The organism is Duganella sp. S19_KUP01_CR8, assembly GCF_036688705.1.
Taxonomy (GTDB): Bacteria; Pseudomonadota; Gammaproteobacteria; order Burkholderiales; family Burkholderiaceae_D; genus Rugamonas.
The window spans coordinates 15,845-38,708 of sequence record NZ_JAQQPR010000032.1 but is presented as its reverse complement, the minus strand read 5'-3'; the positions used below and the strand labels follow the sequence as shown (position 1 = coordinate 38,708).

The following is a 22,864-nucleotide window of genomic DNA, read 5'->3' as shown; positions in this document are numbered from 1 at the left end:
TACGCATCGAGCAAATTCCCCTCGCTTTGCTATGATGGTGGTTTTAGCCATCTCATAGCGCATCCATGTTCGATTTCATCTTCAAGCGAACTACCGACCAGGCGGCCGATCAGCAGGCCGCCGTGGCCACTCCCGAGCAGGGCGCCGCCGCTGCCGCATCGGCCGTCCGCCGCGAGGAGCAGGCGCAGCGCGCCGCCGCGCTGGCGGGGGACGAGGCCGCCGCCGTCGAACTGATCCTGCACAGCGAATTTGCCGGCGTGCGCCTGGCCGCCGCCGAGCATGTGCAGTCCCAGGCCCATCTGGAGCAGGTGTTGCAGGCGATGCGCAATACCGACCGCCGCGTCGCCAAGCTGATGCAGGGACGGCTGGATGCGATCCGCTACCAGTTGGCCGAGCAGAACAAAGCCCAAGCCTGCCTGGACCAGGCCCGGCGCTTGTTGCAGGACGAGAAGCTGACGCCCAACCAGGTCGCCGACCTGGACCGCCAATGGCAGGTCACCGCCGCCGTGCCGGCGCTGGCCGAGCCGTTCGCCACCGCGCGCGCCGCGCTGGCTGCGCGGCTGGAAGCCCAAGTCAATTTGCAGCGGACCATCATCGATGCGATGGCGGCGCTGCGTCAGCTGCCGGCCGCCGGCTTGCCGCCGGAAGAGGCGCAGCAGGCGCTGGAGCGCCATGCCGCCGCGCAGGCCGAATACCAGCAGGCGCCGGAACACAACGCCTTGCCCAAGCATTTGCTGAGCGATTTCGCGCAGGCGCTGGAGCAGAGCCGTGCCGCGCTGACGGCCGCCAGCCAGCGTCCCGCCGCCGTGCCGGAAGCCGCGCCTGCTGCCGACTCATTGGCCGACTCACGGGCCGCCGCGCCAGCCGCCGCCGCTACACCAACGTCCGCGCGCGCCGCGCGCGAGCCGAAGAAGCCGGCCGTGCCCAAGGAAACCGACAAGAAATTCCTGGAAACGCTGGATGCGATGGAAGCCGCGCTGGAGCAGGGCTTGCTGCACGCCGCCGCCGATCACGACAAATGGCTCAAGGAGCACAAGACCCGCCTGACGCCGGCCCAGACCGACCGCCTGAACCACGTCCGCGCCGAGCTGAAGCGCTTGGGCGACTGGGCCCGCTGGGGCGGCAACGTCTCGCGCGAGGAGCTGGTCAAGGCGGTGGAAGAGCTGCCCGCGCTGGGCCTGGCGATGAGCGAGCTGGCCAAGAAAGTCGGCAGCATGCGCGAGCGCTGGAAGTCGCTGGACGCCGTTTCCGGCCATGCGCCCAAGAGTTTGTGGGAGCGCTTCGACAGCGCCTGCACCGCCGCCTACGCGCCGGCCGCCGCCCACTTCAAGCAACTGGCCGACGAGCGCCACGCCAACGCCGCCAAGGCCCAGGCGCTGATCGACGAAACCCGCAACATGGCCGCCACGGCGGCCAGCGAGGGCGCGGACCTGAAGAACGTGGCCGCCGCCGGCCAGCGCCTGCGCCAGGTGTGGGGCCGCCTCGGCACCATCGACCGCAAGGAAAAGCGCAAGCTCGACCAGGCCTTCGACAAGGCGCTGGGGCAGATGCTGGCGCCGTTGTCCGAGCAGCGCAAGATCGAAAGCGCCAAGCGCGAACTGCTGATTGCCGAAGCCGAGCAGATGCAGGCTAGCGACCGTCACACGCTGGACAATCTGCGCCGCCTGCAGGAACGCTGGCAGGAGCAGGCCAAGGCGCTGCCGCTGGAGCGCAAGATCGAGCAAGCCTTGTGGCAACGCTTCCGCGCCGCCTGCGATGCGATTTTCGCCAAGCGCAAGGAGTCCGCGCACGCCGCCGACCACGAACGCAAGGCCCACCTGCACGCGCGCGAAGCGCTGTGCCATGAACTGGAAACGGCTACCTTCAGCGGCGACGACAAGGCGCAGTTGGCGGCCATCGCCAAGATCTTGCGCGACACCTCGGCTGCCTGGCATGCCGCCGGTGGCGTGCCACGCGCGTCCGAAGCGCGCATTACGCAGCGTTATCAGGCGGCGGTGGCGACGGTGCAGGCCCAGGCCGACGCGATCAAGCGCCGCGCCGGCGCCGCCCAGGCAAACGCGCTGCGGGACAAGCTGCGCCTGTGCCAGGCGCTGGAAAGCGCGATCGGTACGCCGGCCGACGGCGCGGCCATCGACGGCGCGGACTGGCAGTCGCGCTGGTCGGCGCTGCCGCCGCTGGCCGCCGAGTACGAGCGCGCCTTGCACGGCCGCTTCAACGCGGCGCTGGGCGCATTAGATGGCAAACGCAGCGCCTACGCCGAGCAGCTGGAGCGCAACCGCGCCAAGCTGCTCGATGAAGTGCTGCGGCTGGAGATCGTGGCCGGCGTCGACAGCGGCGCCGAGTTCGCGCGCGAGCGCCTGAAGATGCAGGTGGAAGTGCTGCAATCGTCGCTGAAGTCCGGCCAGAAGCCGCAGAGCGCCGGCACCGCCTACCTGCAACTGTGCGCGATGCCGGCCCTGGCCGACGACCGCACGGCCAGCCGCATCGAGCAACTGTTCCGCCGCATCGGCGCTGCGGAGCGTGCATGAGCGCGGGCGATAGCTTCCAGGTCCGCATCCAGACCGAAGACTTCGACCTGAGCACCGAGCTGGCGCAGCTGCGCGCCGGCAACCCCAAGGTGGGCGCCATCGTCAACTTTGTCGGCACGGTGCGCGACCTGAACGAGGGCGCCAGCGTGGCGGAAATGGAGCTGGAGCACTACGCCGGCATGACCGAGCAATCCATCCTCGCCATCATCGAGCAGGCCCGCCAGCGCTGGCCGGTGTTCGGCGCGCTGGTGATCCACCGGGTCGGCCCGCTCAAGCCGCTGGAGCAGATCGTGCTGGTGGCGGTGACGTCGGCGCACCGCGGCGAAGCCTTCGCCGCCTGCGAGTACATCATCGACTTCCTGAAGACCGAAGCCCCATTCTGGAAAAAAGAGCAAACCCCGGCCGGCGCGCGCTGGGTCGACGCCCGCGTCAGCGACGATGTCGCGCTGAAAAAGTGGAGCATTGAGCCGTAATTGATGTAGCGCATGGATTTGTGATTTAAATAGGCGTCTCCTTGAAAACGGATCGCATACCCCTATGTATGCGATAAGTTAAATTTATCGGAGCAATTCCATGCGGCAAGACAAACTCACCACCAAACTCCAGGAAGCCTTGTCGGACTCGCAGAGTCTGGCCGTAGGCAATGACAACCAGTACATCGAGCCGGTCCACCTGCTGACCGCGTTGCTGAACCAGGACGACGGCAGCGCTCGCTCGCTGTTGCAGCGCGCCGGCGTCAATGTCGGCGGCCTGACCAAGGCGCTGGGCTCGGCGCTGGAGCGGCTGCCCAAGGTGTCCGGCACCGGCGGCGACGTGCAGGCCGGCCGCGAGCTGGTCTCCGTGCTGAACCTGGCGGACCGGGAAGCGCAGAAGCGCGTCGACCAGTTCATCTCCAGCGAGATGGTGCTGCTGGCGCTGACCGAAGACAAATCCGACGCCGGCAAGCTGGCGCGCGAAAACGGCCTGACCCGCAAATCGCTGGAAGCGGCCATCGACACCGTGCGCGGCGGCGCCAAGGTGGACAACGCCGAAGCCGAAGGCCAGCGCGAAGCCCTGAAAAAATACACCCTGGACCTGACCGAGCGCGCCCGCGCCGGCAAGCTCGACCCCGTGATCGGCCGCGACGACGAGATCCGCCGCGCAATCCAGGTGCTGCAACGCCGCACCAAGAACAATCCCGTGCTGATCGGCGAACCCGGCGTCGGCAAGACCGCCATCGTCGAAGGCCTGGCGCAGCGCATCGTCAACAACGAGGTGCCCGATTCGCTCAAGGGCAAGCGCGTGCTGTCGCTGGACATGGCGGCGCTGGTGGCCGGCGCCAAGTACCGCGGCGAGTTCGAGGAGCGCCTGAAGTCGGTGCTGAAGGAGCTGGCCATGGACGAAGGCCAGACCATCGTCTTCATCGACGAGATGCACACGATGGTCGGCGCTGGCAAGGCCGACGGCGCCATGGACGCGGGCAATATGCTCAAGCCGGCGCTGGCGCGCGGCGAGTTGCACTGCGTCGGCGCCACCACGCTGGACGAATACCGCAAATACATCGAGAAGGACGCCGCGCTGGAGCGCCGCTTCCAGAAGATCCTGGTCGACGAGCCGTCGGTCGAGGCCACCATCGCCATCCTGCGCGGCTTGCAGGATAAATATGAGCTGCACCACAAGGTCGCCATCTCGGACGCCGCCATCATCGCCGCGGCCGAGCTGTCGCACCGCTACATCACCGACCGCTTCCTGCCCGACAAGGCGATCGACCTGATCGACGAGGCCGCGTCCAAGATCAAGATCGAGATCGACTCCAAGCCGGAAGTGATGGACAAGCTGGAACGCCGCCTGATCCAGTTGAAGATCGAGAAGGAAGCCGTCAAGAAGGAAAAGGACGAGGCCTCGCGCCGCCGCCAGGACCTGATCGACGAGGAGATCGTCAAGCTGGGACGCGAACTGAACGACTACGAGGAAATCCTCAAGGCCGAGAAGGCGGTGGTGCAGGGCAGCACCCACATCAAGGAAGAGATCGAGAGCGTCAAGCTGCAGATGGAGCGGGCCACGCGCGAGAGCAACTGGCAGCGCGTGTCGGAATTGCAGTACGGCCGCCTGCCCGAGCTGGAAGCCCAGCTCAAGCAGGCCGAGAGCGCCAACCTGAAGGCCGGCGAGGCCGCCAAGCCCAAGCTGCTGCGCACCGAAGTCGGCGCCGAGGAAATCGCCGAGGTGGTGTCGCGCGCGACCGGCATCCCGGTCTCGCGCATGATGCAGGGCGAGCGCGACAAGCTGCTGCACATCGAAGAGAAGCTGCACGAGCGCGTGGTCGGCCAGGACGAGGCGATCGCCGCCGTGTCCGACGCCATCCGCCGTTCGCGCGCCGGCCTGTCGGATCCGAACCGTCCGTACGGTTCCTTCATGTTCCTGGGGCCGACCGGGGTCGGCAAGACCGAGCTGTCCAAGGCGCTGGCCGGTTTCCTGTTCGACACCGAGGAATCGATGATACGCATCGACATGAGCGAATTCATGGAGAAGCATTCGGTGGCCCGCCTGATCGGCGCGCCGCCCGGCTACGTGGGCTACGACGAGGGCGGCTACCTGACCGAGGCCGTGCGCCGCAAGCCGTACAGCGTGATCCTGCTGGATGAGGTGGAGAAGGCGCATCCGGACGTGTTCAACGTGCTGCTGCAGGCGCTGGACGACGGCCGCATGACGGACGGCCAGGGCCGCACGGTGGACTTCAAGAACACGGTCATCATCATGACCTCCAACCTGGGCTCGCACAAGATCCAGGCGATGGAAGAGTCCGATCCCGGCGTGGTCAAGCTGGCGGTGATGGCCGAGGTGCGCTCGCACTTCCGTCCCGAGTTCATCAACCGTATCGATGAAATCGTGGTGTTCCATGGCCTCGACGAGAAAAACATCGGCGCCATCGCCAAGATCCAGCTGGCGATCCTGGAGCAACGCCTGGCCAAGATGGAGATGACGCTGACCATCACCGAGGCGGCGCTGCAAAAAATCGCCGAGGCGGGCTACGATCCGGTGTATGGCGCGCGGCCGTTGAAGCGGGCGATCCAGCAGCAGATCGAGAACCCGCTGTCCAAGCTGATCCTGCAAGGCCGCTTCGGTCCCAAGGACACCATCCACATCGACGCCGTGAACGGCGAGCTGGACTTCAGCTAATCCAGCTAAGCCCCGTGGTGGACGATGCGATTGCGACCGTCGCGCTTGGCGCGGTACAGCGCATCGTCCGCCCGTTTCAACACTTCCTCGCTTGAGGTGTCGCCGGGCAGCATCTCGCTCAGGCCGCCGCTGATGGTGGCGCCCTGGTCCAGCGTGCCCAGTTCCCGCAACTGTTCGGCGATGCGCAGCCGCAGCCGCTCGGCGATCGGCACCGCCTGCGCCCAACTGGTGTGCGGCATCAGGATCACGAATTCGTCGCCGCCCAGCCGGGCCGGAAAATCGGTGGTGCGCAGCTCGCGCCGGCAGACGTCGGCCGTGGTCTGGATCGCCTTGTCGCCGCTCAGGTGGCCGTATTTGTCGTTGATGTCCTTGAAGCGGTCGATGTCGAAGATCAGCACCGAGGCCGGCGTCTTGTAGCGGGCGTGCAGTTCGTGGTTGTCGCCGAGGGCCTGCATCAGCTTGCGGCGGTTGGGCAGGCCGGTCAGCGAGTCGGTCTCGCTCTGCATGCGCAGCAGCGCCTCCAGTTTCTTGCTGGCGGTGATATTGCTGGCCACCCACAGCACGGCGTCCTCGCCCAGCACCTGGTATTCCAGCGCCTGCACCCGGCCTTCGAACCAGATGGTGTCGTCCGGGCCGTCGCTGTCCAGGCCCTTCACATCCTTGCGGTCCAGCCGGTATTCGACCACGTGCAAGCCGTTCTTGGCCAGCGCGACGGCGATCTGCGCCAGGAACCATGCGGCCTTTTCGGCGTTCAGCACGTCGGGAATGCGCTTGCCGACCAGGGTGCTGCCGTCGTGATAGTAGCGGGCGTCGGTGCCGCCGAACAGGGCGGCGTAGGTGCCGTTGCGCGTCAGGATAAATGCCGGGTCCGGCAGCGCCGCGAGCAGCGCTGCGATCTGTTCGCTCGAGAAGAGTGACACGTCGGTCATGCGATACCGCTTTTCCAGTTGTTGAGTTTCCACTAATGTACCGTACTTTCGTCCAAGACAACATTAACGGTGCATTTTTCGAAAACTTGACCGTTTATCTATTTTTCAGCGAAAAAAGCTGTCGGCGTGCTGCCGAAGGTCTTCTTGAACATGGCGGAAAAGGCCGACTGGCTGGCGTAGCCCAGCTGCGCCGCCACCTGCGACAGCGGCACGCCGCGCGCGATCAGCGGCGCCGCGTGGGCCAGCCGCACCTGCTGGCGCCACTGGCTGAAGCTCATGCCCAGCTCGCGTTCGAACAGGCGGGTCAGCGTGCGCTCGGAGGCGCCGACCTGGCCGGCCCAGCCTTCCAGCGTGTGCTCGGCGCCGGGATCGGCGATCAGCGCGTCGCACAGGGTTTTCAGGCGCTTGTCGTCCGGCAGCGGCACGCGCAGCGCCTGGCCGGCGCAGCGCGGCAGTTCGTCGAGGATCATCTCGCCCAGCAGTCGCTCGCGGCCGGACTGCTCGCCCTGGTCGTGCTGCTCCAGCGCGGCCATCAGCTCGCGCAGCAGGCTGGACACTTCGACCACCTTGCAGGCGTCGGGGAAGGGTGAGCGGCTGGCGTGCACGCACAAGGGCCGCAGCCGGGTCGGCTCCAGCACCGTGACGGCGTGCACGACATCCGGCGCGATCCAGATGGCGCGCTGCGGCGGCACGATCCAGCTGCTGTGATTGGCTGTCACCCGCATCACGCCCTGCATCGCGTAGGTGAACTGGCCCCATGGGTGGTGGTGCGGCAGCAACACGGCGTCGGAGGGGAGGTCGCGGCCGGACATGGTCAGCGGCCGGGCGGCAGTGGGGAAGTCGCAATCCCAGTTGAATTGTGTGTGGGTGACGACCGGTATCGGCATGGCGGATTCTCGACAAATGTTGACCTGCTATCTTAAATCGGCCGGGCGCCATATGCTTACACTATGCTTTCTTTTTTTGAAACGGGGAGGCGGCATGAAGGACACATCGTTGCTGCGGCAGGACGCCAGGGTCATCGGCCTGGTCGGGCTGGCGCATGGCACTTCGCATTTTTATCACGTGATCCTGGCGGCGTTGATCCCCTGGCTGAAGCCGGAATTCCATCTTTCCTATGCCGAGCTGGGCTTGCTGATGACGGTGTTTTTCACCGTCTCCGGCGTCGGGCAGGCGATGGCCGGCTTCGTCGTCGACCGCTACGGCGCGCGCACGGTGCTGTTCAGCGGCATCGCGCTGCTGGGCTTGTCGGCGCTGATGCTGTCCAGCGCGCACAGCTACGCGCAGCTGATGCTGGGTGCCTTCCTGGCCGGCTGCGGCAACAGCGTGTTCCATCCGGCCGACTACACCTTGCTGAACCAGCGGGTGTCCAAGGCGCGGCTGGCGCATGGCTTTTCGGTGCACGGCATCAGCGGCAATATCGGCTGGGCGATTTCGCCGCTGTTCCTGACCTTTGTGGCGGCACGCACGGACTGGCGCACGGCGCTGCTGAGCGCGGCCGTTCTGCCGCTGGCGGTGCTGGCGCTGCTGGTCTGGAACCGCCACGCGCTGCGGCCGGAACCGGTCGCCGCGCCGGCGGCCATGGCGGCCGGCGGCGGCCAGGGCAGCGCGTTCAGCTTCCTGCGCTTGCAGGTGGTGTGGATGTGCTTTGCCTTCTTCCTGATCTCGGCGGTGGCGCTGGCCGGCATCCAGAGCTTCGCGGCCACCAGCCTGGTGAGCTTGTACGGCATGTCACTGGCCTGGGCCACCACGGCCTACACCGCCTACATGCTGGCGTCGGCGGTGGGCATGCTGTACGGCGGCTTCCTGGGCGCCGGCAGCCGCCATCACGATCGCATCATCATGCTGGCGTTCGGCACGGCGGCGCTGCTGGCGCTGGTATTGGCCGCCGCCGTGGTGCCGGCCTGGCTGGCGGTGGTCCTGATGGGGCTGATCGGCCTGGTGACCGGCATCTCGGGGCCGTCGCGCGATCTGTTGATACGCGGCGCGGCGCCGGCCAACGCCACCGGCCGCGTGTTCGGCGTCGTGTATTCCGGCCTGGACAGCGGGCTGGCGCTGGGGCCGTTGCTGTTCGGCGCGCTGATGGACGCCAACCATCCGTCGGGCGTATTCATCGGCATCGGCGTGTTCCAGGCGCTGGTGATACTGACCGCGATCGGGGTCGGCAGCAAGACCCGCGTGGTGGGCTTGCCCAAAACAGCATAGAATAGTTGCTATCTTAACCAACACGCACGGGACCGCCATGAGCTTTGCCACCACCGATTTATGCGACGACAACGCCAACCTGCTGGAGGACGGGCGCCTGGCCGTGCTGCCGCCGGTGTTCCTGCACTTTGGCAAGCAGCGGCGTTTTTCCGGCCGCGTGACCACGCTCAAGGTGCATGAGGACAATGCGCTGGTACGGTCGGTGTTGGAAACCCAGGGCGGCGGCAATGTGCTGGTGATCGACGGCGGCGGCAGCCTGCGCCGCGCGCTGGTCGGCGGCCAGCTGGGCTTGCTGGCCCAGGACAACGGCTGGGCCGGCATCATCGTCGACGGCTGCATCCGCGACACCGACGAGATCAATTCCTGCGAAATCGGCGTGCGCGCCTTAGCCGCCCATCCGCAAAAGAGCAGCAAGAAGGGCGTTGGCGAGCGCAACGTGCGGGTCCACATCCAGGGCGTGCCGGTGCAGCCGGGCGATTGGATCTATGCCGATGCCGACGGCATTCTGGTGGCACAACAAATGCTTGCCTGAAGCTGGAAAATATTTTCAAAATGGAAATATTTGTGGTATTTTTGCAATAGAATATTGACAATAGTAAGTTTTCATGTGAAAGTTACAATGCGTCAATTTCCAGGCGCAGGATTATCAGGAGTCCTCCATGAAAAAACTTACATTAGCTGTGTTGTGCGCTCTCGCCGGGCTAACCGCCCAAGCTGCCCAAGTGACGTCACTACCGGGCGGTACAGTTTTGGCGATGCCTGCGTTGAATTACTTTGGTACCGGTCCGCAGAATCTGGCGCCGGGTGTGGACTGGAGCAGTGCTTACAACTATTCGGTCTTCGGCTACACGGGTGGCTACGGTTTTGCCGACAATGGCTCGTGGAGCGGCCTGTCCATGGCTGGTACCAACGACTCGACCAGCACCATGGTGCTGGCGTTCACCCAGGCTGTCAGCGGCGTGGGCGCTTTCTTCAACTACGCGCCGCACTACTTCGGCCCGGCGACGATCGCAGTCTACGATGCGAGTTCAAACTTGATCGAGTCGACCACCTTGACCTTCACGACCAATGGCGGCACGAACCAGGGTGAATTCCACGGTTTCCTGGAAAACACCGCGACGATCAGCTACTTCACCATGACGGGCGCTTACATGGGCGCCACCGACTTCACGGTGGTGGCCGTTCCTGAGCCGGAAACCTACGGCATGCTGCTGGTCGGCCTCGGCCTGCTGGGTGTTGCCGCGCGCCGCCGCAAAGCCTGATCCCTACACCGCATTTCATTGACACCCCGTAAGCCGCGCGGCTTGCGGGGTGTTTTTTCATCTGGCGAGGCTTCCATTTCACATCGCGGAAATGCATGACTGGCGGATATCTTTTTCTCTTCCATTCCAAGAAATACTGTTTCGCATCATGGAAAATTATGGCTATGTACATGATTTTTAATGAAAAATATTTAGTTATGTATCTTATATAAGACTATTGGTGCATGGCACAAAGAGGTCTACTATTTGTTGAACGGATTTCGTTTTTAAATAGGAGAGCACCATGGCAACCCGTGAACAGCAGATCGCAGCCTTGCAACAGGACTGGGACAGCAACCCGCGCTGGAAGGGTGTCACCCGCACTTACACCGCTGAGGACGTGGTGCGCCTGCGCGGTTCCTTGCAGATCGAGCACACGCTGGCCAAGCGCGGCGCGGAAAAGCTGTGGAACCTGGTCAACAATGAGCCTTACGTCAATGCGCTGGGCGCGCTGACCGGCAACCAGGCCATGCAGCAAGTCAAAGCCGGCCTGAAGGCGATCTACCTGTCCGGCTGGCAAGTTGCCGGCGATGCCAACCTGGCCGGCGAAATGTACCCCGACCAGTCGCTGTATCCGGCCAACTCGGTGCCGATGGTGGTCAAGCGCATCAACAACACCTTCCAGCGCGCCGACCAGATCCAGTGGTCGGAAGGCAAGAACGACATCGATTTCTTCGCGCCCATCGTGGCCGACGCCGAAGCCGGCTTCGGCGGCGTGCTGAACGCCTACGAACTGATGAAATCGATGATCGAGGCCGGCGCCGCCGGCGTGCACTTCGAAGACCAGCTGGCGTCGGTCAAGAAATGCGGCCACATGGGGGGCAAGGTGCTGGTGCCATCGCGTGAGGCCATCGAAAAACTGACCGCGGCCCGCCTGGCGGCCGACGTCATGGGCGCCTCGACCCTGGTGATCGCCCGCACCGACGCCGAAGCGGCCGACCTGCTGACCTCGGACGTGGACGACAACGACAAGCCATTCTGCACCGGCGAGCGCACGGTGGAGGGCTTCTACAAGGTCAAGCCGGGCATGGAGCAGGCGATCTCGCGCGCGCTGGCCTATGCGCCGTACGCCGACCTGGTCTGGTGCGAGACCGGCAAGCCCGACCTGGCCTTCGCCAAGCAGTTCGCCGAGGCCGTGCACGCCCGCTTCCCCGGCAAGATGCTGGCCTACAATTGCTCGCCCTCGTTCAACTGGAAGAAGAACCTGGACGACGCCACCATCGCCAAATTCCAGCGGGAGCTGGGCGCCATGGGCTACAAGTTCCAGTTCATCACGCTGGCCGGCTTCCATGCGCTGAACTACGGCATGTTCAACCTGGCGCACGGCTATGCGCGGCGGCAGATGTCGGCCTTCGTGGAATTGCAGGAGGCGGAGTTTGCCGCCGCCGAGAGGGGCTTTACGGCCGTCAAGCACCAGCGCGAAGTCGGCACCGGCTACTTCGATGCGGTGACCCAGTGCATCCAGAACGGCCAGTCGTCGACCACCGCGCTGCACGGTTCGACCGAGGACGAGCAATTCTTCGACAGGAAGGTTGCCTGAGTAAGTGAGGGAGGCGCGGCGCAGGGCGGAACAAGCTGGCTAGCGCCGCGGTGTTTCGTCAGGGCTTGCCGGCCAGGTGCTGTTGCAGATGCTGTTTCAGGCGGCCCTGGAAGTCGTCGATGTCGTTGATGGTGCCCAGGTCGTCGTCAACCTCCAGCATGTGGGTGGTGTGGCCGGGCGCGAACGACACGCTGGCTTCCACCTGACCCTGTTTTTCGGTCAGCGAGTGACCTTGGACCGCGCCCAGGATATTGTTCTGGTCGTCCGTGATGATCGTCATTTTCATACCATGCCTCCGCCTTGCAGGTTGTGGAAGGCGCCGCCTATGCCCTTGTTGTGGATCTGGACGAAATAGGTGGCGTTGCCATTGTTTTCCTTGCGCTTGCCTTGCTGGTCCGCCATGTGGACCGCGCCCAGGTTGGGCGCCTTGACGTCGGCCGAGGCGAACTGCGTGCCATGGTCGCTGGGATAGCTGTAGCTCCAGAACGCCGTTTGCCCCGGCGCCAGGAAGGTCAGCGGACCTACGTTATTGAATGCCATAATCTCCTCCATGAAAGTACGCCGCGCCTGCGGATGCAGCACGGCTGTTCCATCTTAATCACCATGCTGGTGCACGCTTTGATGCAAACGATATGGGCGCTTTTTTGGCGGGCGGCGCTTTCTAGTGGATAATGCCGGATTGTTCCGCACCATCTAATTTAGGAAGTACCAAGCTTATGTTGAGTTACCGCCACGGTTTTCACGCGGGTAATCACGCCGATGTGTTGAAGCATTTCGTGACCATCCAGTTGATGCAGTATCTGAATCAGAAAGATACCGCCTACAGCTATATCGACACCCATTCCGGCGCCGGCGTCTATGCGCTCGACGGCACCTTCGCCTCCAAGAACGCCGAGTACGACACCGGCATCGGCCCGCTGTGGGAGCGCACCGACATGCCGGCGCCGCTCAAGGAATACGTCGACCTGGTGCGCGCCATGAACCCGAGCGGCAAGATGCGCTACTACCCAGGCTCACCCTACATCGCCGACCAGGTCGCGCGCGAGCAGGACCGCCTGCGCCTGTTCGAGCTGCATCCGGCCGATTCCAAGCTGCTGGCCGATAACTTCCGCAAGCTCGACGAGCACGCCGCGCAGCAGGGCATCCGCTCGACCACGCGCGGCAAGCGCGTGCTGGTCACTCGCGGCGATGGCTTCCAGGCGCTGAAGGCGCTGTTGCCGCCGCCGTCGCGCCGCGCGCTGGTGCTGATCGATCCGCCGTATGAAGACAAGCAGGACTACAAAAAGGTCAAGGACACGCTGGCCGAAGCGCTGGTGCGTTTCCCGACCGGCACCTACGCGGTCTGGTATCCGCTGCTGCATCGCATGGAGTCGCGCCAGTTCGCAGACAAGCTCAAGCAGCTGCAATGCAGCGACTGGCTCAACGTCGTGCTGACCACCAACACGCCGATGCCCGATGGCTTCGGCCTGCACAGCAGTGGCATGTTCATCCTGAACCCGCCGTACACGCTGGAGCCGATGTTGAAGGAAGTCATGCCCTACCTGGTCAAGGTGCTGGGCAAGGATTCCGGCGCCCGATTTACGCTGGAGAGCGGCAAACCGACGGGTACGCGCAACACTGCGGTGCGCCGGCCAGTTACGCGCTAGAAAAATATTGTCAGGACGGTATAGGCGGGTATAGTCTCGTAGTTAGCGGATTGCCGCTTGAGACGGCAAACCGAATCAAAGCAGATTGCAGATTGGGAGTTTCCCATGATGATCGCGCCGTCCACCATGCCGTCCAAGCTCGCCGATAATTTCTTTCTTGCGCGCCAGCCCATCCTCAACCGGGGACAGCGGCTGGTGGCATACGAGCTGCTCTTTCGCGACGCCCGTGTCCGCAACGAAGCCTATGTCACCGACGACGCCGAGGCCACCGCCACCGTGATCGCCCATGCTTCCGAGCTGGGCATGGAGCATGTGGTGGGCGACCAGATGGCCTTCGTCAACGTCGACGCCGTCGGCCTGATGAGCGACTTCATCCGTTTTCTGCCGAACGACAAGGTCATCCTGGAAATCCTGGAGACCGTCAAAGCCACGCCGGAAATCCTCGACCGCATCCGCGAGCTGAAGCGGGCCGGCTTCAAGTTTGCGCTGGACGACGTGATCGGCCAGTCCGAGGACGTGCAAAAATTCCAGCCGCTGTGCGACGTCATCAAGGTCGACATCAAGGAAATGCAGCCCGGCACCTTGCCGGCGCTGACGCGCGTGCTGAAGAACCCCAATCAAAAATTGCTGGCCGAGAAGGTCGAGACGATGGAGGAGTTCCAGCAATGCATGGAGCTGGGTTTCGAATATTTCCAGGGCTATTATTTCGCGCGTCCCGTCATCCTCAGCGGCAAGAAGATTTCGCCGTCGCAGCGCAGCGTGCTGCATTTGCTGGATTTGCTCAACACCGATGCCAGCAGCCACGAGATCGAACGCAGCGTCAAGCACGACGCGCTGATCACCTTGAATCTGCTGCGGCTGGTGAACACGCCGGCGGTCGGCGCGCGCTACCGCATCAACTCGGTCGGCCATGCGCTGATGGTGCTGGGAAGGCGCCAGCTCAAGCGCTGGCTGCAGATCCTGCTGTACGTGAAGAACGGCGGCGCGCAGGAATTCACCTCGCCCTTGCTGCAACTGGCCACCACGCGCGGCAAGACGCTGGAGTTGATGGTCGAGCATTTGCGGCCGGGGCAGCGCGTCAGCGCCGACATCGGCTTCACGGTGGGGGTGATGTCGCTGATGGATACGCTGTTCTCCATCCACATGCGCGACGTACTGGAAAGCGTCAACGTGCTGGACGAGGTGCGCGCCGCGCTGCTGCACCGCAGCGGCGACTACGGCAGCATGCTGAACCTGATCGAGCACATCGAGCGCAACCGCGACGGCAAGCTGCTGGCGCAGCTGCTGCACCAGCTGGAGCTGACCCCGGCCGAGCTGTACGCGATCCAGCTGGCCGCGATCGAGTGGGTCACCGACTACACCCGCGGCGTCTGAATGTCATTCCCGCGCAGGCGGGAATCCATGGAACGCATCCATAGCCGGCTCAGTATGGATTCCCGCGTGCGCGGGAACGACTCCGGCTTACTGTCCCAGCAGCAGGAACACGGTCGGCTTCTTGTGGAAGTCCGGCGCCTTCGCGCTTTTCCATTGCGACGCGGTCATGGTGCGGATGGTTTCCGATGGCAGGCTGAGGTCGGTCGCCACGCACACCAGCGTGCCCGGCGCGCAGGCCGCGATCAGCGCTTCCAGCATGGCGGCGTTGCGGTAGGGCGTCTCGATGAACAGCTGCGTCTGCTTTTCCTTGCGCGAACGCAGTTCCAATTCCTTGATGCGGGTGGTGCGCTGCGCTGCGTCGGTCGGCAGGTAGCCGTTGAAGGCGAAGCTCTGGCCGTTCAGTCCGCTCGCCATGACGGCCAGCAGCAACGACGACGGCCCCACCAGCGGCCGCACCGGAATATTGTGCTGATGCGCCAGGCGCACCAGGTCGGCGCCGGGATCGGCCACCGCCGGCACGCCGGCTTCCGACACCAGTCCGCCGTCCCGTCCGGCCAGCAGCGGCGCCAGCAGGCCCGCCAGCGCGGCCGCCGGGGTGTTCACGTTCAGTTCGCAGATGGTGATTTCCTGCAGCGGCTTGGCCAGCGGATGCTGGGCGTTGACCAGCTTGAGGAAGGCGCGCGCGGTCTTGGCGTTCTCGGCGACGAAATAATCGAGCTGCGAGGTGATCTGCTGCACTTGTTCGGGCAGCACGGAGGCGAGCGCTTCAGTCTCGCCCAGGGTGTTCGGTATTAAAAAGAGGGTGCCGGGCATAAAAACAGTCAAAGATTAAAAAAGGAAACGCCTATCTTGCGCAGCATGCCTGTCAGCGCGATCAAAGGCAAGCCGGTGAGGGCGGTCGGGTCGCTGCTGTCGATGCGTTCCAGGATGGTGATGCCGAGCGCCTCGTTCTTGGCGCTGCCGGCGCAGTCGTAGGGCCGCTCGATGCGCAGGTAGGCGTCCAGCTCGGCATCGGGCAGGTCGCGGAACTTTACGACAGTCTGGATGTCTTCTAATTGGAAGCTCTGGTCGCGGCCATCCCACACGCATAGCGCGGTGTGGAAGATCACCTCGCGGCCGCGCATGGTCTGCAGCTGGGCCAGCGCGTTGGCATGGTTGCCCGGCTTGCCGATTTGCTGGTCGTCCAGCGTGGCGACCTGGTCGGAGCCGATGACGACGCGGCCCGGCATCTTGGCGGCCACGGCGGCGGCTTTTTCGCGCGCCAGGCGCAGCGCGGTGGCGCTGGGCGTCTCGCCGGGCAGGGGGCTTTCTTCGATGTCCGGCACCGCCACGTCGAACGGCAGTTGCAACCGTGACAAGAGTTCCTTGCGGTAGGCGGAGCTGGAGGCGAGTACGAGTAAACTTGATGTCATGTGGGGAATGTTATATGCTCTGTCGCCGGACGTGCCAGCGGCACAAAAAGAACGAAAAATACGCTAAGGCTTTGACTTGACGATGAAAACCCTGTTATTATCGCAGGTTTTCCGGGGAAATTTCTGTAATGAATGCTATTGTGATCGACGCCTTTGATTTTTGTCGGAGCAACGGCAGCCAGCACGGCACGACGCCTGTTGCCGAAATGACCCGTTTGACCAAGGATTGTGCCGATACGTCGGGCACGATCACCTGGAAAGCAGTAGGGGGCACCAGCAAGATGGGCTTCCCGCAGATGACGCTGTCGGTTACCGGCACCGTGCAACTGGTCTGCCAGCGCTGCCTGACGCCTTACGCGCACACCATCGACGCCCAAACGGTGCTGATGCTGGGCAAGGACGATGAGCAAGCTGACGAGATCGAAGAAATGCTCAACGACGAGACGATCGATGTGATCGTCGGCAGCCGCAGCATGGAGCTGATGGACTTGGTGGAGGATGAAGCGTTGCTGGCCCTGCCGCATACGCCGAAACATGATGACTGCCCCGAGACCGCTCTGCTGGACAAGGCAAAAAGCGAAAAGTTGTCGCCGTTCGACGCCCTCAAGGGCCTCAAATCCGAATAAGTAGTGTTGTAAAGAACGTGTCAAACGCGTGTAGTAAATCGAGTATGGCAAGTCAGCAGTGAAATGTAGTAAATCTCAGTTTAACTATGCCGGTTAAGTTTTGCCGGCAGGATACTCGATTCGCATGTATTTGCTGGTCGAATGTGTTAAAATTTTAGAACTTATGTATTAGGAGTCATTAACATGGCAGTTCAACAGAACAAGAAGTCCCCTTCGAAGCGCGGTATGCACCGTTCGCACGATTTCCTGGTTGCTCCACAACTGGGTATCGAGCCAACCACCGGTGAAACCCACCTGCGTCACCACATCAGCCCTAACGGCTTCTACCGTGGTCGTAAAGTCCTGAAAACCAAAAACGACGAGTAATCGACGCTTTTGCTGGACCCGGAAATAGGCGGTGCTACGTGGATAACTCGCGAAGCATCGCTTTTTCTTTATCATCGGCTGCAATCCTCTTTTGCACACCGTCATTTTGAAACGCGTAGACCTGGAACCGGTTGGTCCGCAGCTTGCCGCAGCTTGCCTCGCAAAGGCTGGAGCGTGGTACTGAATCAAAACAAATGACAATCAAAATTTCTATCGACTGCATGGGCGGAGATCACGGCCCCTCGGTCACTATCCCCGCAGCTATTTCCTTCGTCAAACGCGAGCCTGATGCTGAACTGATTTTGGTCGGTTTGGAAGACGTTATCCGCGCGGAACTCAAGAAGCATCATGCCGAGGCGCATCCGCGCCTGAGCGTGGTGCACGCCTCCGAACAAGTCACCATGGACGATCCGCTCGAAGTGGCCCTGCGCCGCAAGAAGGATTCGTCGATGCGCGTCGCCATCGAGCAGGTCAAGGACGGCAAGGCGCAAGCCTGCGTCTCGGCCGGCAATACCGGCGCGCTGATGGCGGTCTCGCGCTACGTGCTCAAGACCATGACCGGCGTCGACCGTCCTGCCATCTGCGGCATCATGCCGAACCAGAAGAATGGCCCGACCTATATGCTGGACCTGGGCGCCAACGTCGATTGCGAACCGCATCACCTGCACCAGTTCGCCATCATGGGTTCGGTGCTGGTCTCGGCCATGGAAAAAATCGAACGCCCGACCATCGGCCTGCTGAACGTCGGCACCGAGGACATCAAGGGCAACGAAGTGGTCAAGGCCACCAGCAAGCTGCTGCAGGCCGATCACGAGCGCGGCGCGCTCAACTTCTACGGCAACGTCGAGGGCAACGACATCTTCAAGGGCACCGCCGACATCGTGGTGTGCGACGGCTTCGTCGGCAACGTCACGCTGAAGGCGGTGGAGGGCGTGGCGCGCTTCTTCGGCGACACGCTGCGCACCGAATTCAAGCGCAACCTGTTGACCATGCTGGGCGCCTTGCTCGGTGGCGGCGCGCTGAAGGCGGTCAAAGACCGCTTCCAGCCATCGCGCCATAATGGGGCCAGTCTGCTGGGCCTGCGCGGCCTGGTGTTCAAGAGCCACGGCGGCGCCGATGCCTATTCATTTGAATGGGCGATCCGACGGGCGTATGATGCTGCAGAAAATGATGTGTTGGGACATATCTCGGAAATGATCGCCGAGCTCATGCCGCGCAACACCGAAATTCCGGAAGTACCTGGCTCAACTATTTAGTGGACGGTAGACGGCATGACTTTGTACAGCAAAATTATAGGCACCGGCAGCTATCTGCCGGAAAAGCGGGTGAGCAACCAGGATCTGGCTGATCAACTCGCCGCCAAAGGCATCGAGACTTCGGACGAATGGATCGTCAGCCGCAGCGGTATTTCGGCGCGCCACTTCGCCGAGCCTGAGCAAAAATCGTCGGACCTGGCGGTCAACGCCGCCAAGAAGGCGCTGGAGATGGCCGGCCTGGAGCCGAACGACATCGACCTGATCGTGCTGGCCAGCTCGACGCCGGACTTCTTCGGCAGCTTCCCCAGCACCGCCTGCATCGTGCAGAAAAAACTGGGCATCACCAACAATGGCGCGGCGGTTGACGTGCAAGCCGTGTGCAGCGGCTTCGTCTACGCCGTCTCCACCGCCGACGCTTTCATCCGCGCCGGCGTGCACAAGAACGTGCTGGTGATCGGCGCCGAAGTGTTCTCGCGCATCCTCAATTTCGACGACCGCACCACCTGCGTGCTGTTCGGCGACGGCGCCGGCGCCATCGTGCTGAGCGCATCGGAAGAGCCGGGCATCCTGGCCACCAAGCTGCACGCGGACGGCCGTCATTCGGACATCCTCAGCGTGCCGGGTTCGGTCGATGGCGGCGCGGTTGCCGGCAGCGCCTTCCTGTACATGGATGGTCCCGCCGTGTTCAAGCTGGCCGTGTCGGTACTGGAAAAAGTCGCGCACGAAGCGCTGGACAAAGCCAATATGACCGCCGACCAGATCGACTGGCTGATTCCGCACCAGGCCAATATCCGCATCATGAACAGCACCGCCAAGAAGCTGGGCCTGCCTGCCGAGAAGATGGTGGTCACCGTCGACCAGCACGGCAACACCTCGGCCGCTTCGATCCCGCTGGCGCTGGACGTCGCCGTGCGCGATGGCCGCATCAAGAAAGGCCAGCACATCATGATGGAAGGTGTGGGCGGCGGCTTCACTTGGGGCGCGGTTTTGGCGCGGTTTTAACGGCCTGAATTAGAATTAGAGTTCTAACGGGCTCAGCGGTAGTAAGCCTGTCACGATGGCATGCTAGCGTAGCGTTCAATAAAAATGAGATGGATGAAGTATGACTAAATTTGCTTTTGTATTTCCAGGCCAGGGTTCGCAAGCGATCGCGATGATGGACGGCTTCGCCGGCAACCCGGTGGTGGCGCAAACCATCGCCGAAGCGTCCGACGCGCTGCAGTTCGACCTGGGCAAGCTGATGGCCGAGGGTCCGAAGGAAGACATGGACCTGACCACCAACACCCAGCCCATCATGCTGACCGCCGCGGTCGCCGTCTACCGCGCGTGGATCGCCGCCGGCGGCCCGCTGCCGTCCATCGTTGCCGGCCACAGCCTGGGTGAGTACTCGGCGCTGGTGGCTGCCGGTGTGATTTCGTTCAAGGATGCCGTGCCGCTGGTGCGCTTCCGCGCGCAGGCGATGCAGGAAGCCGTGCCGGTCGGCATGGGCACCATGGCCGTCGTGCTGGGCCTGTCGGACGACGACGTCCGCGCCGCCTGCACCGAAGCCGCCGCCGCCGTGCCCGGCGCTGTGGTCGAAGCGGTCAACTTCAACGCGCCGCTGCAAGTGGTGATCGCCGGCGACACCATCGCTGTCGAGCGCGCCTGCGAGATCGCCAAGGCCAAGGGCGCCAAGCGCGCCATGAAGCTGCCGGTGTCGGCGCCGTTCCACTCGTCGCTGCTGAAGCCGGCGTCGGACCGCCTGCGTGACTACATGGCCGAGCTGACTTTCTCGGCGCCGCAGATCGCGCTGATCAACAACGTCGACGTCGCCGTGCTGAACGATCCGGCCAGCATCAAGGATGCGCTGGTGCGCCAGGCCGCCGCGCCGGTGCGCTGGGTTGAAACCATGCAGAAGGTCGCCGCCGAAGGCATCACGCAAGTGGTCGAGTGCGGTCCGGGCAAGGTGCTGATGGGCTTGACCAAGCGCATCGACGCCACCCTGGTTGGCGACGCCATCACCGATCAAGCCTCGCTGGAACGCGTGTTGACCGTGCTCAAATAAGCTAGCGGGTCTTCAGGCACACTCCCTAAACGTTTAAGGATACAAATGAATTTAGCAAATCAAGTTGCCCTGGTAACGGGCGCATCGCGCGGCATCGGCAAGGCCATAGCCCAGGAGCTGGCCCGTCAAGGCGCCCGCGTGATCGGCACCGCCACCACCGAAGCCGGTGCTGAAGCGATCTCGGCCTACCTGGCCGAGTTCGGCGCTGAAGCAGGCAAGGGCATGGTCCTCAACGTTACCGACGCCGAGCGCTGCGCCGCCGTCATCGACGAAATCAGCAAGACCTGGGGCGCCGTCGGCATTCTGGTCAACAATGCCGGCATCACGCAGGACCAACTGGCCATGCGCATGAAGGACGAGGAGTGGGACAGTGTCATCGCCACCAACCTGAGCTCGGTCGGCCGCCTGTCGCGCGCCGTGCTGCGCGGCATGATGAAGGCCAAGACCGGCCGTATCATCAACATCACTTCGGTGGTGGCGTCCTCCGGCAATCCGGGCCAGATGAACTACGCCGCCGCCAAGGCCGGCGTCGAGGGCATGGGCCGCGCGCTGGCGCGCGAGATCGGCAGCCGCAACATCACTGTCAACAGCGTGGCGCCGGGCTTCATCGACACCGACATGACCAAGGCGCTGGGCGAAGAGCAGCACGCCGCCTTGCTGACGCAGATTCCGCTGGCGCGCCTGGGCAAGCCCGAGGATATCGCCGCGGCCGTGGCCTTCCTGGCGTCGCCGCAAGCGGCGTATATTACCGGTACCACCCTGCACGTGAACGGCGGGATGTACATGAATTGATGTGTTCCGGTGGCGTAAAATCCACCGGTTCTCGTCTTTTAGCAGTGATTTCGGATTAGTTGTAGGCAAATACGCAGCAGCTACCGAAATTAGTTTTTCAGTGCGCAAACCTGATAAAATGCGCGCTTTCCGTAACAAACAAAATGGAGCCATAACATGTCGGATATCGAACAACGCGTTAAGAAAATCGTCGCTGAGCAACTGGGCGTCGCCGAAGCAGACATCAAGATCGAATCCTCGTTCGTCGACGACCTCGGCGCTGACTCCCTGGACACCGTGGAACTGGTGATGGCCCTGGAAGACGAATTCGAAATGGAAATCCCTGACGAACAAGCAGAAAAGATCACCACCGTGCAGCAAGCGATCGACTACGCTACCGCCCACGTCAAGGCGTAATTTCTGCCCGATCGACTTTAGGAGAATCGCTTGAGAGGTTCTAAAAACCGTCGTGTTGTCATCACCGGCCTGGGCGCCGTGACTCCGGTCGGCAATACTGTTGCCGAATCGTGGGCCGCGATCACCGAGGGTAAATCCGGGATTGCCAACATCACCAAGTTTGATGCGCAAGCTTTCACCACCAAGTTCGCCGGTGAAGTCAAAGGCTTCAATATCGAGGATTACATCCCCGCTAAGGAAGCGCGCCACATGGATACCTTTATCCATTACGGCATGGCGGCCGGCATGCAGTCGGTGCAAGACTCCGGCATCGTCGTCACCGAAGAGAACGCTGATCGTATCGGCGTCATCATCGGTTCCGGTATCGGCGGCCTGCCGCTGATCGAAGAAACCAAGGAAGAGTACGACAAGCGCGGTCCGCGCCGTATCTCGCCGTTCTTCGTGCCTGCCTCGATCATCAACATGATCTCGGGCAACCTGTCGATCAAGTACGGCATGCGTGGTCCTAACCTGTCGATCGTCACGGCCTGCACCACCGGCCTGCACTGCATCGGCGCGGCTGCCCGCATGATTGAGTACGGCGACGCCGACGTCATGGTGGCCGGCGGTGCGGAATCGACCGTGTCGCCACTGGGTCTGGGCGGTTTCGCCTCGGCCCGCGCGCTGTCGACCCGCAACGACGATCCAGCGACCGCGTCCCGCCCTTGGGACATGGACCGCGACGGTTTCGTGCTGGGCGAAGGCGCTGGCGTGATGGTGCTCGAAGAGTACGAACACGCCAAGGCCCGCGGCGCCAAGATCTACGCTGAACTGCTGGGGTTCGGGATGAGCGCTGACGCTTATCACATGACCTCGCCATTGGAAGATGGCAGCGGCGGCAGCAAGTCCGTGATTGCAGCGCTGGCCAACGCCGGCATCAATCCGGACCAGGTGCAATACCTGAACGCACACGGCACGTCGACCCCGCAAGGCGACGTGGCGGAAGTGCAGGGCATCAAGCGCACCTTCGGCGCGCACGCCAAGAACATGGTGATCAATTCGACCAAGTCGATGACCGGTCACCTGTTGGGCGGCGCTGGCGGCCTGGAAGCAGTGTTTACGGTACTGGCGGTACACCATCAGGTGTCGCCTCCGACCATCAACATCTTCAACCAGGACCCTGCTTGCGACCTGGACTTCTGCGCTAACGTGGCCCGTCCGATGAAGATCGAGTATGCAGTCAAGAACTCGTTCGGCTTCGGCGGCACCAACGGTAGCCTGGTGTTCGGCAAGATCTAAAGTCCGTAAAAAGTT

General features: G+C 63.1%; 23 protein-coding genes. 17 read left to right on the top strand and 6 right to left on the bottom strand.

What is annotated here, in order from left to right:
- Nucleotides 1-65 precede the first annotated feature (65 nt).
- The 3 genes from V6M89_RS25740 (at nt 66) to clpB (ending at nt 5,684) form a co-directional block, all read left to right on the top strand.
- The gene (locus V6M89_RS25740) at nt 66-2,528 is read left to right on the top strand and encodes a DUF349 domain-containing protein (protein WP_332855877.1); all 2,463 of its coding nucleotides are present in this window, start codon (nt 66-68) and stop codon (nt 2,526-2,528) included.
- Nucleotides 2,525-3,001 carry a molybdenum cofactor biosynthesis protein MoaE gene (locus V6M89_RS25735; RefSeq protein WP_332855876.1) on the top strand — a complete coding sequence of 159 codons (477 nt, stop codon included), beginning with the start codon at nt 2,525-2,527 and terminating at the stop codon, nt 2,999-3,001. The genes V6M89_RS25740 and V6M89_RS25735 overlap by 4 nt, the downstream gene beginning before the upstream one ends.
- Before the next feature lie 100 nt (nt 3,002-3,101).
- Nucleotides 3,102-5,684 (top strand): ATP-dependent chaperone ClpB, encoded by a 2,583-nt coding sequence (gene clpB / locus V6M89_RS25730; protein ID WP_332855875.1) that lies wholly within the window; start codon nt 3,102-3,104, stop codon nt 5,682-5,684.
- 5 nt (nt 5,685-5,689) lie between these two features.
- Here clpB and V6M89_RS25725 read toward each other — a convergent pair whose 3' ends face one another.
- Nucleotides 5,690-6,613, bottom strand: coding sequence for a GGDEF domain-containing protein (locus V6M89_RS25725; RefSeq protein WP_332855874.1), 924 nt, complete (start codon nt 6,611-6,613; stop codon nt 5,690-5,692).
- A gap of 98 nt (nt 6,614-6,711) precedes the next feature.
- Nucleotides 6,712-7,500 carry an AraC family transcriptional regulator gene (locus V6M89_RS25720; RefSeq protein WP_332855873.1) on the bottom strand — a complete coding sequence of 263 codons (789 nt, stop codon included), beginning with the start codon at nt 7,498-7,500 and terminating at the stop codon, nt 6,712-6,714.
- A gap of 94 nt (nt 7,501-7,594) precedes the next feature.
- On the opposite strand from V6M89_RS25720, the gene V6M89_RS25715 reads away from it, so the two are divergent.
- The 4 genes from V6M89_RS25715 to aceA all read left to right on the top strand — a co-directional run bounded on the left by V6M89_RS25715 (nt 7,595) and on the right by aceA (nt 11,659).
- Nucleotides 7,595-8,818 (top strand): MFS transporter, encoded by a 1,224-nt coding sequence (locus tag V6M89_RS25715; protein WP_332855872.1) that lies wholly within the window; start codon nt 7,595-7,597, stop codon nt 8,816-8,818.
- A 37-nt stretch (nt 8,819-8,855) separates the two neighbouring features.
- Nucleotides 8,856-9,350 carry a ribonuclease E activity regulator RraA gene (gene rraA, locus V6M89_RS25710; protein WP_332855871.1) on the top strand — a complete coding sequence of 165 codons (495 nt, stop codon included), beginning with the start codon at nt 8,856-8,858 and terminating at the stop codon, nt 9,348-9,350.
- Nucleotides 9,351-9,573: 223 nt separating this feature from the next.
- A complete protein-coding gene (locus V6M89_RS25705; protein ID WP_332855870.1) occupies nt 9,574-10,080 on the top strand; it encodes a PEP-CTERM sorting domain-containing protein in 507 nt (168 codons plus the stop codon).
- Nucleotides 10,081-10,363: 283 nt separating this feature from the next.
- Nucleotides 10,364-11,659, top strand: coding sequence for an isocitrate lyase (gene aceA / locus V6M89_RS25700; protein ID WP_332855869.1), 1,296 nt, complete (start codon nt 10,364-10,366; stop codon nt 11,657-11,659).
- A 58-nt stretch (nt 11,660-11,717) separates the two neighbouring features.
- Here aceA and V6M89_RS25695 read toward each other — a convergent pair whose 3' ends face one another.
- Nucleotides 11,718-11,945 carry a hypothetical protein gene (locus V6M89_RS25695; protein ID WP_332855868.1) on the bottom strand — a complete coding sequence of 76 codons (228 nt, stop codon included), beginning with the start codon at nt 11,943-11,945 and terminating at the stop codon, nt 11,718-11,720.
- Nucleotides 11,942-12,199 (bottom strand): hypothetical protein, encoded by a 258-nt coding sequence (locus tag V6M89_RS25690; RefSeq protein WP_332855867.1) that lies wholly within the window; start codon nt 12,197-12,199, stop codon nt 11,942-11,944. Before V6M89_RS25690 ends, V6M89_RS25695 begins: the two co-directional genes overlap by 4 nt.
- A gap of 176 nt (nt 12,200-12,375) precedes the next feature.
- On the opposite strand from V6M89_RS25690, the gene V6M89_RS25685 reads away from it, so the two are divergent.
- Both V6M89_RS25685 and V6M89_RS25680 read left to right on the top strand, forming a co-directional pair.
- Nucleotides 12,376-13,305, top strand: a complete 930-nt coding sequence (locus V6M89_RS25685; protein WP_332855866.1) for a 23S rRNA (adenine(2030)-N(6))-methyltransferase RlmJ — start codon at nt 12,376-12,378, stop codon at nt 13,303-13,305.
- A gap of 105 nt (nt 13,306-13,410) precedes the next feature.
- On the top strand, nt 13,411-14,679 hold the full coding sequence (locus V6M89_RS25680) for an EAL and HDOD domain-containing protein (protein WP_332855865.1): 1,269 nt from the start codon (nt 13,411-13,413) through the stop codon (nt 14,677-14,679).
- An 87-nt stretch (nt 14,680-14,766) separates the two neighbouring features.
- Here the strand turns inward: V6M89_RS25680 and V6M89_RS25675 are convergent, their stop codons facing one another.
- Together V6M89_RS25675 and V6M89_RS25670 are read right to left on the bottom strand one after the other, a co-directional pair.
- Nucleotides 14,767-15,492: an SAM-dependent methyltransferase gene (locus V6M89_RS25675; RefSeq protein ID WP_332855864.1), complete on the bottom strand. Its 726-nt coding sequence runs from the start codon at nt 15,490-15,492 to the stop codon at nt 14,767-14,769.
- Between the two features lie 8 nt (nt 15,493-15,500).
- A complete protein-coding gene (locus V6M89_RS25670) occupies nt 15,501-16,091 on the bottom strand; it encodes a Maf family nucleotide pyrophosphatase (protein ID WP_332855863.1) in 591 nt (196 codons plus the stop codon).
- A 128-nt stretch (nt 16,092-16,219) separates the two neighbouring features.
- Here V6M89_RS25670 and V6M89_RS25665 point away from each other — a divergent pair, with 128 nt between their 5' ends.
- The 8 genes from V6M89_RS25665 (at nt 16,220) to fabF (ending at nt 22,849) form a co-directional block, all read left to right on the top strand.
- Nucleotides 16,220-16,717, top strand: a complete 498-nt coding sequence (locus V6M89_RS25665) for a YceD family protein (RefSeq protein WP_332855862.1) — start codon at nt 16,220-16,222, stop codon at nt 16,715-16,717.
- 183 nt (nt 16,718-16,900) lie between these two features.
- Nucleotides 16,901-17,083, top strand: a complete 183-nt coding sequence (gene rpmF / locus V6M89_RS25660) for a 50S ribosomal protein L32 (RefSeq protein ID WP_008449924.1) — start codon at nt 16,901-16,903, stop codon at nt 17,081-17,083.
- 194 nt (nt 17,084-17,277) lie between these two features.
- Entirely contained in the window at nt 17,278-18,339 is a 1,062-nt protein-coding gene (gene plsX, locus V6M89_RS25655) for a phosphate acyltransferase PlsX (protein WP_332855861.1), read from the top strand.
- 15 nt (nt 18,340-18,354) lie between these two features.
- Nucleotides 18,355-19,341, top strand: a complete 987-nt coding sequence (locus V6M89_RS25650) for a beta-ketoacyl-ACP synthase III (protein ID WP_332855860.1) — start codon at nt 18,355-18,357, stop codon at nt 19,339-19,341.
- 100 nt (nt 19,342-19,441) lie between these two features.
- Nucleotides 19,442-20,383: an ACP S-malonyltransferase gene (gene fabD, locus V6M89_RS25645; RefSeq protein ID WP_332855859.1), complete on the top strand. Its 942-nt coding sequence runs from the start codon at nt 19,442-19,444 to the stop codon at nt 20,381-20,383.
- A gap of 45 nt (nt 20,384-20,428) precedes the next feature.
- Nucleotides 20,429-21,175 carry a 3-oxoacyl-ACP reductase FabG gene (fabG, locus tag V6M89_RS25640; RefSeq protein WP_332855858.1) on the top strand — a complete coding sequence of 249 codons (747 nt, stop codon included), beginning with the start codon at nt 20,429-20,431 and terminating at the stop codon, nt 21,173-21,175.
- Between the two features lie 156 nt (nt 21,176-21,331).
- Nucleotides 21,332-21,571: an acyl carrier protein gene (acpP, locus tag V6M89_RS25635; RefSeq protein WP_008449912.1), complete on the top strand. Its 240-nt coding sequence runs from the start codon at nt 21,332-21,334 to the stop codon at nt 21,569-21,571.
- Between the two features lie 30 nt (nt 21,572-21,601).
- The gene (gene fabF / locus V6M89_RS25630; RefSeq protein WP_116988243.1) at nt 21,602-22,849 is read left to right on the top strand and encodes a beta-ketoacyl-ACP synthase II; all 1,248 of its coding nucleotides are present in this window, start codon (nt 21,602-21,604) and stop codon (nt 22,847-22,849) included.
- Nucleotides 22,850-22,864 lie beyond the last annotated feature (15 nt).